We start from the raw sequence: 12,178 nt of genomic DNA, 5'->3' as shown, positions 1-12,178 counted from the left end.
TAATTTTGGGTAGTGATTTAATCAAAATTATCAATATTTATTTTTAAATCAATAGTAAAATTAAATATTTAGTATGAATTTCTTAATTTAGTATTGATTTGCGTTAATTTCGGTAAAATAATAACTCAATATTTGAATTTGATGAAAAATTTTAATGTTAAAAGCTGGTAATGATTCGGTTAATTCCTTCTTCTAAAATTTCCTGTGAGGTGGAAAAACAAATTCTGATATGTCCTTCCGCTCCTTTTCCGAACCATCTTTCTGATCCTGGAACAATGGCAACCTTTCCCTGCTTTAAAACATGTTGGGCAAATTGATCGCTGGACATTCCGTTTTCAATCTTCGGAAACAGCACAAAAGTAGCCTCAGGCAGATTGGGAGTTAGAATTTCTGAACGGCTTAATAATGTAAAAGCAAAATTTCTGTTACTCTGTAAATGAGCTAGAAATTCTTTATACCAAGGCTTTGCTCTCTCCAGAGCTACACTTCCGGCAATCTGGGACAACGTAGAAACGCCTTCTATTGTTGAATTGAAATTGGATTTTTCTGTAAAATCCTCAAGAATATCCTGGTCATTACACAATACAGCTCCAATTCTCAGTCCTGCAATTCCAAATGATTTTGAAAAGCCGTAAACGGTAAAACTTTTTCTCTTCGCCTTCTCAGAAACGGAAGAATAGGTATGGAAGTTTTTGTTATCATAAATAATATCGCTCCAGATTTCATCACTCATTACCCAAAGGTCATGAGCTGAAGCGATTTCTGCTATTTTTATTAAAACTTCTTTAGAATACACTTTCCCCAATGGATTGTGCGGATTGCAGATGCTGATAAGCTTGGTTTTAGAATTGATTAAAGAAACCAGTTTTTCAAAATCAATATCTCCCGTTGTTGTCTTTACAGGGCAAAGCATCACTTTTCCACCAGCTGTTTCTACTGATTTTTTGAAAAGAAAATCTACAGGATCCAGAATAATGGCTTCATCTCCCGGGCTCAGAACATAAGACGCTATCAGAAACATTCCTTGAGCAGCACTGTTGACTGCCAGAATATTTTCCGGAAAAAAGCTTCCGTGTTTCTCATTGTTAAAATGATCTGCAACACTTTTTTTGAATTCCGGAAGACCGGAAAACGGCCCGTAGCTTAAATAGCCGTCTTTCAGGTATTCAATAATTCCCTGTTCTATTTCAGGGGCTGTCCTGAAGTCCGGATCTGCAGCGGTAAGAGGAATAATTCCTTCTTCTAAAGTTGCCCATCTTCCGTTGTAGGCCTTTCTTTTCAGTGCTTCAAAATTGATATCGTTATTGCTGAACATATTTATTTATAAGATATGGGTAAAATATTTTCTGATTGTTGATTGAGTGGGAGCAGGAACTGATTGAGCAATGTTCTTCCGTTATTGATATGAACCTCAATTTCAGGTTTCCTTTTTGCTTGATATTTTCTGAAGGCTTCCGTTTTATCCCCTTCTTCAACTAAATATTTCGTTAATATGAAAGAGTCCTTCAGGGCTGAGGTCACACCCTGGCTTGTAAACGGGATCAGTGGGTGCGCTGCATCTCCGATGAATACAATATTATCTTGATAAAACGGATTCAGCTTTTCCAGCTCATAAACACACCATAAATGTACGTTTTTATAGTCTGATTTCTGTATAATTGATGGAACTACCGGATGCCAGTTTTCAAAAACTTCAAGCATATATTTCCTTAGATTTTCTGCTGAGCACTCGTTGATCATGTATTTTTCATTATCAAACTGTGAATACCAAAGAATGGTATCATGGGTGAGTTTAAGAATTCCAAAAGTTAACCCGCCGTCTTCATGATGGAATTTTATAAAGTCATTTTCAATAGAATCTGCAATTTCCTTATCCTGAATGATATTCACTACTTCACTTTCCCTTACCACTTTCATGGTTTGGTCTTTAAAAAGTTGGCTTCTGATACGGCTTCGGGAGCCATCAGAAATGATCGCTATTTCTGCATCAATATCAGTTCCATCAGAAAGTTTTAATTTTCCGTTCTGTTGATTATCGGGGATTATCGTTTGTTCATAGGTTATCTTTTCAGGAGAAATGTTTTGAGCCAGCAGATCAATTAATGAATGTCTTGAAATGGCAAAAACATGTTTAAGCTCTTTTTCTGCCAGTATTTTCCCTGTATGGGAATATTGTATGTATTTCTTTAAAAAATTTCCATGCTGAAGGAGAAGGTCTGGATCTATGATCTGATAAAGATATTCCATCCCTTCTTGTGGAATAAGAAAGCCATGGCCTGTCAGATCTTTCTTTTTTCTTCTTTCATAAATGTGATAATCAATCTTATGTTTTTCTAAGTAATTCGCCATGCTTAAGCCGGAGATACCGGCGCCCACGACAGCAATTTTCTTCATTTTCGGAATAACGGTTTTTCAGGTTGGTTCTCAAGTATTTTTATATCTGTTTTACCAGATGGATACAAAATTAAAATTAAAAACATTCACTATTTCAAAAAAGAAATTAATTTAATTGAGTTTTCTGAAAAAATAAAGTGGAAAGAATAATATGTTATGTGTGATAAAGAAATATGTTTGATTTATATTTATTTGTAAAATATAATATATGAATGATTTTAAACTAGTTATGTTTGTTTTTTTGAAAATAAGAGGGACGAGATTGTTCTTGTATAGGAAACTTTTGAATTTTAATGCATAAAAAAAACCGGAAAAAATTCCGGTTTTATGATTAAGCTTTTTCAAGCTGAACAGTAAAGTGTCTTAAGATTTCCGGTTCCCAGGTGATCTTGTATCCTTTTGCTATTTCTTCACGTCTTTCATAAACGTTCTTGATAGCAGCAGCAATATAATCCATATGGTTATTGGTATAGGTTCTTCTAGGAATCGCCAGACGTACCAATTCTAATTTTGGATAACGGTTTTCTCTTGTTGCAGGATCTCTGTCTGCCAATAGTGTTCCTATTTCTACAGTTCTGATCCCTGCTTCTTTGTAAATTTCAAGTCCTAACGTCTGTGCCGGATATTCTTCACGGGAAACATTGGGAAGGAAGTTTAAAGAATCAATGAATACAGCATGTCCTCCGATTGGTTTCTGAACCGGGATTCCGTATTCGATCAGTTTATTACCTAAATATTCAACCTGAGAAATTCTGCTTTCAAGATAAGCGAACTCAGTAGCTTCGTCAAGACCTACAGCTAATGCTGCCATATCTCTTCCGGCCATTCCTCCGTAAGTAATAAATCCTTCGTAAATAATAGTAAAGTTGGAAGCTTTTCTGAAAACTTCTTCATTATTCAAAGCAATGAATCCACCAATATTTACTAAACCGTCTTTTTTAGAACTCATTGTCATCCCGTCTCCGTAAGAGAAAATTTCCTTACAGATTTCTTTGATGCTTCTGTTTTCCTGTCCTGCTTCTCTTTTTTTGATGAAGTAAGCGTTCTCTGCAAATCTCGCTGAATCAAAGAATACAGGGATTCCATATTGGTCTGAAAGTGCTTTTACTGCCTTCATGTTTTCTAATGATACAGGCTGTCCTCCTGAAGAGTTACATGTAATGGTAATTAAACAGAAAGGAATATTTTCTTTAGGATGGCTTTTATAAACTTCTTCCAGTTTTTCAAGGTTGATATTTCCTTTGAAAGGGTGAAGGTCATTAATATCAAAAGCTTCATCAATAGTACAGTCGATGGCATGTGCCTTTCTGATCTCGATATGTCCTTTTGTAGTATCAAAATGAGAGTTCCCCGGAACTACATCTCCTTCTTTTACCAATACGGAGAAAAGAACGTTTTCTGCAGCTCTTCCCTGGTGTGTAGGTAATAAATATTTGAATCCTGTAATATTCTCTACAGTTTTCTGTAATTGTTCAAAAGAACGGGAACCTGCGTAGCTTTCATCTCCTGTCATCAAAGCAGACCATTGTCTATCAGACATTGCTCCGGTTCCTGAATCGGTAAGCAAATCAATATAAACATGTGAAGATCTTAAATTGAAAAGGTTATAATTAGCTTCTTTAAGCCATTGCTCTCTTTCTTCTCTGGTAGATTGGTAGATTTCCTCCACCATTTTGATGCGGAAAGGTTCCGCGTACGGTAATTTCATGAGTTAAAATATGTTTTAAATTGTTTGTAAAGAAAATGTGTTTGAAAATAATTTTCAAAATTCATCAATGTATAAATAAGGCCTGGGAAGTATTATTCCGGAGCTTTAAATATATTTTCATCAGAATGGAATCCGGCTACACCGCCGCTCACTGCAAACTTCATTGCAGAAGCCGCTGTCATTCCCACTACAGGTTTGATGTTTTTTTCTTCAGTAACAATTACCCAGCCCGAAATGGCGTACGAGTGGGGAAGATATACCGCAACGTAATTATGCTTGTCAACGTCCGACATTTCTTTTTGAGTTAAAAAACCGATTCTCCAGATTTCCGGATTTTCATTGGTTTTTACCCATACAGGATCGTTGAATTTTTTCTTGTCACCTACAAATGAAGACATCACGTCTTTTGTAGGGGTATAAATATGCTTTACTCCCGGAGTTTTCTCCAGTAAGCTGTCCATCGTATCGAAAAAGAACCTTCCGACCACGAATTTATTTCCCAGATATCCTAAAATAGCTGTAAACAGAATGATTGATACGAAAACAAGCCCTGGGATTTGCTTTGCAAGAGAAGGAACAAGATTGTCAATTGCACTTACAATATACCAGATTACAAAAATGGTAAGCCCGATAGGACCAATAATAACCAGTCCCTGAAAAAAGTTTTTCAGGAATAAATTGGCAATATTTTCAAAGCTTGGCTTCTTCAATGTGTATTCTTTACTGTTTTATATTTTAACCGTGAATGGTTTCTTTATTTCCGTAGGATTTAATGATGCTGGCTTCATATTCCAGCCATTCTTCCCAACGTTTGTTTACTTTCTCAGGATTTCCGAGCTGTCTTGCAAATCCAATGAAAGTTGTATAATGATTGGCTTCGGAAATCATAAGTTCTTTATAGAAAACTTTAAGTTCTTCGTCTTTGATGTTTTCGGTAAGAACCTTGAATCTTTCGCAGCTTCTTGCTTCAATCATAGCAGCAAAAAGCATTTTGTCTACGATGAGGTCTTCTCTTGTTCCCTGAACGATAAATTTCGCCAGTTCATTCACATAATCATCTTTTCTTGCTCTTCCGAAGGTATGTCCTCTTTTCTTAATGATCTCATGAACCTGATTGAAATGATCCAGTTCTTCCTGTGCAATGGCAAGAAGTTCTGTAACAATCTCAGGATATTCCGGAAGCATTGTAATCAGGCCTATGGCATTGGTAGCTGCTTTTTGCTCGCACCAGGCATGATCTGTTAAAATTTCTCCGATGTTTCCTTCTGCAATATTTGCCCACCTTGGATCGGTAGGGAGTTTCAACTTAAACATGTTGTAAAATTTCTGTAAATTTAAACAAATTGAGGTAAGAAATGTGACTTTATTTCAATTTGATCGTTAAAGTCTTAAGAGGCGGTCTTCCTTCTTAGGAATTCCAAAATATTCCAACCCCAGCTATCCACTTTTTTCAATCCGGCAGAAATAATGAAGGCTAAAATGACATTAATAGTATAAATAATGATCATTAAAACCCACCACGGCATATTTTCTTTTAACGCGACTACCAGGAAATATACCAATGAAGAACTGATTCCCTGGGCAAAGTAGAAGAAAATAGCATTCTTTCCGATATGGGTAATGAAATTTTCTTTTGTGATCTTTAATCGGTTATAAAGAACAAATAATGTTACCAGGGAGAATAATGCCCAGATGATGTAAGGGATTTTTGGCGGGAATTTGTTTTTATTGATTTTATAGAAGATTTCTCCTCCATAGTACCAGAACATCCATACGAGAGTGGCTCCAACAAGTGCATATAGCATAGGAATTGCTTTGGCGGGAATTTTTTTTCCACGCATTTTGTTTCCAATTAAAAATACTGCAAGATAAAATGCTACATATCCCACCTGTCCAGTTGGATAATATTCCGGGAAAATGTTGAATAATAAGGTTAAACCAATGCAAAGCCCAATGAACCAGTTGATGTGTTTCGGGAAGAACCTTAAGATAAGGACACCAAAAACAGTGAGAACATAATAAACTTTAAGATACCAGAAACTTCCCATGACCACAGGAAAAGTGTCAGCATTGGTATATTGATGCAGATACCAGTTGCCCAGATTTTCCCATTGAGGAGTTGTTGAAATGCTGATAGCAGAATATTTAGATCCGAATGTGGAATAAAAGCTTTGGAGCCATTCCATCGAAAAGAAACTCAGTCCAAAAACTTTAAAGAAATAATCTAAAAAGAACAGGAAAGTTACAAATATCATATAGGTAATCTGGAGTTTCAACAGACGGTACAGTGTTTTTTCAATATTGGCTCCGGAAGTAATCCCACTCAAGGCATAGAAAAGAGCTACGTCAAAAACCAGAGAGAAGACTCTTACTTCGGCGGGAATATAAAACTGTCCAGACCAGAAGGCGGTATGGATAAATATGATGGAAAGTGTTGCCAGTCCTTTGGCGAAATCAATATAGAGATCTCTGTTCATTATAGATTGCTTGGAAGTTTTTTTATTTTTTCAAAAATACAAACAAATTGATTTTATAGAACATAAAAAGATTTTTTAAAACAAAAAAAGGGGCGGAACATACTGCCCGCCTCCTTTCTTAAATATGCTAAAAATGAATGTTCTCGTTTATTGAAGATGTTTAAATTCTTCAGCAGAAATTTCTCCAGACTGAATTTTTTTCAGCTCATCTATATATTGACTCATGTAAGCATCAATTTCAGGATTCACGGTATTCTTAGCCATCTTGTAAGTTCCGTTTAATACTCCCTGATAATAATAGAAGAAGTTATAATCGAAATTGGAAGCGTTAAGGTCATACTGTCCCAAAAGGAATCCTAAACGCACTGCAGATCTTCTCTGCGCAGGTGTTCCGTGATGGTTTACATTATTTGTCTGGTAATCTCCGATACTTTGAGCAAACTCATAAGCTGCTGCAATTTCCGGGAAACTTGTTTTGTTGTACCCGTTAGGTCTTCTCAAATAGTATCCTGCAAAACCATCAGCTTCAAGCTCATTAGGTCTGTAAGTTGATTCTGACACAGACGGAAGATTAAAGATATACTGCAGTTGATGTCCATACTCGTGAGCAAGAATCATTGCATTAACGATATCACCGCCTTTTGATTTTGCATCATAATAGATGGCATATCCGTAATAGATCTTTCCGGTAGAGTAGGAAATTGCATTGTACGTTGAATTGTAATTGGATGGATCATTCACAAATCTCAGTGTAGGATTGCTTCTTCCCCACATGCTTGCAATTTTAGTCATCTGACCGTTCATAAAATTGGTGTCTGTGGAATTTTGAAGTCCGGTTAATAAGACTGAATTAGCGCTCCAGTTATTATCTACATAAGAGCAGATTTTTTCCAGATCTCCAGGCTGATCAATTTTTGCACTAAGTTCTTCTTGCTGAGGTTGAACACTGTTGTCCATCTGGTCATCACTACATGCTGTCAACGAAGTGACAGCAATGGCGCCTGCTAGTAAGCAGAGATTAAAGTTTCTTTTCATATATAAATTCAATTTGGTAAAACGAAGGTATGAAATTATCTCTTAAGTGTGAGTACATTATTAAAAAAAATTATTCAAAACATAGTGAATAGGATTTTAATTAAAAAAACATTGCTTTGATTGTAAGCTAATTAGAAATTTATATGTATATTTGCACCTCGAAATAACTAAAAATTTATAAACAATGTTTGCAATTGTAGAAATAGCAGGGCTTCAATACAAAGTTGAGCAAGACCAGAAGTTGTTTGTAAACCGTTTAAAAGGAGATAAAGGAGGAAAAGTTTCTTTCGATAAAGTTCTTCTTACTGTAAACGGTGCAATCACTGTAGGCGCCCCAGCTGTAAACGGAATCACTGTAGAAGCAGAGATCCTTGACCACGTTAAAGCTGATAAAGTAATCGTTTTCAAAAAGAAAAGAAGAAAAGGTTACAAAGTGAAAAACGGTCACAGACAATCTTTAACTCAAATCGTAATCACTGGTATTACTGGTTTTGAAGGTGGAGCTAAAAAAGCTGCTGCTAAAAAAGAAACTGTGAAAGGTGAAGTTCTTTCTGACAACGCAACTGTTAACTTTGGTGAAGATCACGAGTTGAACTATCACTTAAAGAAAAACAACTTGTCTCAGTCTAAAGAGAACAGAGAAACTTTAATTACTTTAGGTAAAGCAGTTAAAGTGGAATTAGAAAAGAATATTCTTACTCATGAAGAAGTAGATGCTGCTATCATTAAGAATATCGATCAATTTAAAGCACTTAATAAATAATCCAGTAATAAAATGGCACACAAGAAAGGAGTCGGTAGTTCCAAGAACGGTAGAGAGTCTCACTCTAAAAGATTAGGTGTGAAGATTTTCGGAGGACAAGCAGCTATTGCCGGAAATATTATTGTTAGACAAAGAGGTACTCAGCACCACCCAGGTGATAACGTGGGAATCGGTAAAGATCACACTTTGTTTGCATTAGTAGATGGTAAAGTAGTTTTCAGAAAGAAAGCAAACAACAGATCTTTTGTATCTGTAGAACCAAACGCATAATTTTTAAGCGTTTTATAAAAATTAAAGCCTCAGCATTTGCTGAGGCTTTTTTGTTATTACAATTGTAATAAGTTTTTTGAATATTCAATTATTTGTGAAATATTTTTATATTTGTTAACTGTCCAGTTATGAATCAGTTGTGGGAGCCGAAAAGCATGAAGAGTAGGCATATATTAAAACAAAATATCTATGAAAAATCTAAAAAAACTAACCAAAAAGAATTTAAAAGAAATGACCGGAGGAGTAGCTGCAGTCTGTCCTTCTATGTTTCAATCCTGTGATGAATGGTGCAGATGGTCACCATGGCAAAAATCACACTGTATACTTTCTCAGGCATGTACAGAATGTTTTGAATAATATTAAATATTCTTCTTTAAGATTTTGAAAAGCTGAACCTTAAATTGGGTTCGGCTTTTATATTAAGTTAAAAAACTTAAATAATATCCTTTGATGGTGAAATAATTATATATTTGCCCATTATCAAATAAAAATCATTGCGGAAGCCGAAAAGCAAAGAGAGTAGGCGACAAATAAAACTAAATAATCATGAAAAATTTGAAAAAATTAACGAAGAGCAGTCTGAGAAGTATTAACGGAGGTGAAGTATGGTGTCCGGCAAAACCTATTACATCATGTAATGTATTTTGTGGATTGACAAAGGAGCAGAAAATGCGTTGTCTGCTTGATGTAGAAGGTTGTGAGTGCTTTTAATACCTTGTATAAAGCTGAAAAATAAAAGTTCGGCGGCTTCAAAGAAGCCGCCGAACCTGTTTTATATTATTTCTGTTTAGAATCCTACCTGGAATCCTGCTTTAACACCGAATTTTGAAATATCCGGCCTGTCAAGATAATTTCCTCTCCAGTTGAAATCTACCCTGAAAATTCTAAGGTTTCCGATTCCTATATTTTCAATTCCGAATCCGTATTCATAATAGATATGTTCACTTGGTGCGGAATATCTAAAGCCTTCTACGTTGATTGCCTTTGATGCATCGCTTAATGTTCCATAGGCTCCTCTGATAAACGCAACCTCCCGGAATTTTAGTTTTTTAATCAAAGGAATATAAGAAAGAATTTTACCGTTAAAATGATGTTCAAGCTGAAGAGTCGTATAAGCATCAGTCACAAATTCATAATAATTAAGTTGAGAGAATGTATTCGGTACCAAACCATAGGATAGGTTGGCTGGAATGATATTCTGTAGTGCCAAAGGAACTGTACTGAAGTTTTTTCCTGCCTCAAAATTCACTACCAGTTTCCCCATGCTGCCAATCAAAAACGGCTTATAAAGCATGAACTGAAGCTTGTCATAATTGAAGTCAGCATTAAATAAACCTTCAATACCTCTGGTGTATCTTAAAACAATGGTTGGTGCCAGGTTTCTGGCCTGGTAACGGTCAATTCCGGTTTGAGAGAACTTAGCGCCAGGCTTGGCAATTAAACTGATGGTAACATGTGAGTCATTCACTGTTTGTCTTAGCTGGCCATCTTTGTAATACATCAGGTTGAATTTTTCCGGAATAGCGGATTTGATGCTCTGCATTACTCCATCCACTCTGATCTGAAAGTTTTTCCAGGGTTCAATAGCCGCAAAAACACTTGTTTTGTTTACAGAGCTTAAAGAAATGTTTTCTCCTCTTGCAAAAAAGGTACTGGAAGATGAAGATTGCGGGGTAACACCATCACCTGAGGTAAGCTGTCCTCCAAGCTGAACAATATCTCTGCTGGTTCCTGCTCCAATCATAAAACGGTTAAGTTTATTGAACATATACCGTGCTTCAACACCATATTTAAACTGCTGATCTTTGAAACCATAAGCTGTATAAAACTGAGCTCTCCAGGTATCATTCAATCCGAAATAAGTTCTTGCTCCTAATCTTATTCTGTCTCCTTCTACTTCATTCCTTCCGTAAATAGAGAAGATAGGACCGATATCTATTCCTTTAAAGGCGTTGTAATATCGTGAACCAAGGGTTTCAAACAGTTTTACCATTCGGTTGAATTTCGGGGTCTGCTGAAGCTGGTCAAGCATGTTATAAACACCCTGTTCAGCTTTAGATAAAGTGTCAGGTCTGGCTTTGGTCCAATATGCGTCGTCTTTATTGGTAAATTTATCCTCATATTCCTCTTCAGTGCGTTTGAATACTTTTGGATCCAAAGGCTTATTAAACTCATATTCGGAATAATCTACCGATCTTTTGGCTATAATACTTTTGGCTCCTTTCTTTTTTGAAAAAGGGCTCATTTCAAATTCTGTAATCAGTTTTTTAGGAAGAAAAGTGGTTTCATCAGGATTGTCATATTCCACTTGTGTATAGACACTGTTGACGAAATTTACATTGATTTTCTGGGTTGACTTTAATGTTGCTCCTAAAACTGCATAGGTGTCCGTATCTATATAAAGATTTCCCTGAAAGGCAAGGATGTCTTTTCTCTTCGGCTGATATCTGATCTGGAAAGCTTTCTCACCACGAATCGTGATGGTGTCCATAAGACTATAGTCATAGGTACTGAATCCATCTGTTCCCACTGGGCTTTGAAATCCAATATCGAAATAGTTCAGCGTATTGTCGTAGATGTTGATATCCCTATATAAGTTTTTAGCTGAAACAGTAATGACCTGATTGTCCTGGAAACCTGACGTTTTTTGAGCGACCAATGTTCTTTTGCTGTCCTTATCCGGTCTGTTTTTACCAAAATTCTCATATACGGCTTCATTTAAAAAGATAGGAAGCCCCAATCTTCCGCTGGCTGTAGAATCAGCATAATCGAAAATGAAATCCAGTTTATTGAAAATCTTTTTCTTCATGAAAGCGCTGTCCAGGTTATTCAGGTCAAATTGGGTCTTTTCGTATTCTTTATACGAATAGGTATCAAATTTTTCTAACCCGTTATTTCTTTTTTGAGCCCATACTTTTTGCATAATGGCATAAGCCGGGTTTTCTTTTTTATTCTTATATTTAGTCTTACCGCTTTGAAGAACGATCTCCTGGATGTCACTTACTTTGGCCTGGGATAGCTGTACGAAAATATTTTCAGCATTTTCAGGGGTAATATCAAGCGTTTCTGTAGTATAGCTTTTTCTGGAAAATTTTAGCTGATGAATGATGCTGTCTGACTGAATAGCGAAGTTACCTGAAGTGGTCGTCAGGGAAGGTGTTTTCTCATTGTTGATAAAAATATCAACTTTATTGAGTTCTTTATTGCTTTTTTCGTCAACAATCCTGCCGCTGACACGGTTTTGAGCACATACGGAACTGGAGAGTATCAGGAAAAAAAATAAAAGATAGTGTTTTTGGGAGTTATTGTTTAACATCATTCGTTTCTTCAAGCAATTAGCATAAACAAAAAGTATGCAGTTTATTTAAAAAACAGGTAAAAAAATAAAATATTTTTAGTCTACCATATAAAACGACAAATGTAGCGAAAATTATATATGGGTTCATTAAAATTAAATGAGAAATTTTAATGCTTACAGGATAAGAATCAGAGGATTAATAACAAGTGAAAAGTTAAAGCGTTGATGAATTA

12 protein-coding genes are annotated in these 12,178 nt (G+C 35.8%); 4 read left to right on the top strand and 8 right to left on the bottom strand.

Annotation, left to right across the window (positions count from 1 at the left end):
- Window positions 1–157 precede the first annotated feature (157 nt).
- The 7 genes from ACLMCG_RS18815 to ACLMCG_RS18785 form a co-directional block, all read right to left on the bottom strand.
- On the bottom strand, window positions 158–1,315 hold the full coding sequence (locus ACLMCG_RS18815) for a pyridoxal phosphate-dependent aminotransferase (protein ID WP_413960768.1): 1,158 nt from the start codon (window positions 1,313–1,315) through the stop codon (window positions 158–160).
- Window positions 1,316–1,317: 2 nt separating this feature from the next.
- Window positions 1,318–2,394 (bottom strand): FAD-dependent monooxygenase, encoded by a 1,077-nt coding sequence (locus ACLMCG_RS18810; RefSeq protein ID WP_413960767.1) that lies wholly within the window; start codon window positions 2,392–2,394, stop codon window positions 1,318–1,320.
- Window positions 2,395–2,725: 331 nt separating this feature from the next.
- On the bottom strand, window positions 2,726–4,102 hold the full coding sequence (locus ACLMCG_RS18805; RefSeq protein ID WP_223601294.1) for a tryptophanase: 1,377 nt from the start codon (window positions 4,100–4,102) through the stop codon (window positions 2,726–2,728).
- 92 nt (window positions 4,103–4,194) lie between these two features.
- Entirely contained in the window at window positions 4,195–4,812 is a 618-nt protein-coding gene (locus ACLMCG_RS18800; protein WP_047377240.1) for a DUF502 domain-containing protein, read from the bottom strand.
- A 25-nt stretch (window positions 4,813–4,837) separates the two neighbouring features.
- Window positions 4,838–5,416, bottom strand: a complete 579-nt coding sequence (locus ACLMCG_RS18795) for a tRNA-(ms[2]io[6]A)-hydroxylase (protein ID WP_149835378.1) — start codon at window positions 5,414–5,416, stop codon at window positions 4,838–4,840.
- Between the two features lie 74 nt (window positions 5,417–5,490).
- A complete protein-coding gene (locus tag ACLMCG_RS18790) occupies window positions 5,491–6,579 on the bottom strand; it encodes an acyltransferase family protein (RefSeq protein ID WP_413960766.1) in 1,089 nt (362 codons plus the stop codon).
- 147 nt (window positions 6,580–6,726) lie between these two features.
- Window positions 6,727–7,614 carry a metalloprotease gene (locus ACLMCG_RS18785; protein WP_223601296.1) on the bottom strand — a complete coding sequence of 296 codons (888 nt, stop codon included), beginning with the start codon at window positions 7,612–7,614 and terminating at the stop codon, window positions 6,727–6,729.
- Window positions 7,615–7,798: 184 nt separating this feature from the next.
- Here ACLMCG_RS18785 and rplU point away from each other — a divergent pair, with 184 nt between their 5' ends.
- The 4 genes from rplU to ACLMCG_RS18765 all read left to right on the top strand — a co-directional run bounded on the left by rplU (window position 7,799) and on the right by ACLMCG_RS18765 (window position 9,358).
- Window positions 7,799–8,377 carry a 50S ribosomal protein L21 gene (gene rplU / locus ACLMCG_RS18780; protein WP_076597840.1) on the top strand — a complete coding sequence of 193 codons (579 nt, stop codon included), beginning with the start codon at window positions 7,799–7,801 and terminating at the stop codon, window positions 8,375–8,377.
- Between the two features lie 12 nt (window positions 8,378–8,389).
- On the top strand, window positions 8,390–8,647 hold the full coding sequence (gene rpmA, locus ACLMCG_RS18775; RefSeq protein WP_027372929.1) for a 50S ribosomal protein L27: 258 nt from the start codon (window positions 8,390–8,392) through the stop codon (window positions 8,645–8,647).
- 189 nt (window positions 8,648–8,836) lie between these two features.
- A complete protein-coding gene (locus tag ACLMCG_RS18770; RefSeq protein ID WP_223601297.1) occupies window positions 8,837–9,004 on the top strand; it encodes a hypothetical protein in 168 nt (55 codons plus the stop codon).
- Between the two features lie 189 nt (window positions 9,005–9,193).
- Window positions 9,194–9,358 carry a bacteriocin-like protein gene (locus ACLMCG_RS18765; RefSeq protein WP_223601298.1) on the top strand — a complete coding sequence of 55 codons (165 nt, stop codon included), beginning with the start codon at window positions 9,194–9,196 and terminating at the stop codon, window positions 9,356–9,358.
- Window positions 9,359–9,434: 76 nt separating this feature from the next.
- Here the strand turns inward: ACLMCG_RS18765 and ACLMCG_RS18760 are convergent, their stop codons facing one another.
- A complete protein-coding gene (locus ACLMCG_RS18760) occupies window positions 9,435–11,966 on the bottom strand; it encodes a DUF5686 family protein (protein WP_413960765.1) in 2,532 nt (843 codons plus the stop codon).
- Window positions 11,967–12,178: the final 212 nt, after the last annotated feature.

This window comes from Chryseobacterium sp. S90 (genome assembly GCF_047444895.1).
Lineage (GTDB): Bacteria > Bacteroidota > Bacteroidia > Flavobacteriales > Weeksellaceae > Chryseobacterium.
The sequence above is the reverse complement of the archived record's forward strand: the minus strand, read 5'-3'. Positions and strand labels throughout refer to the sequence as shown.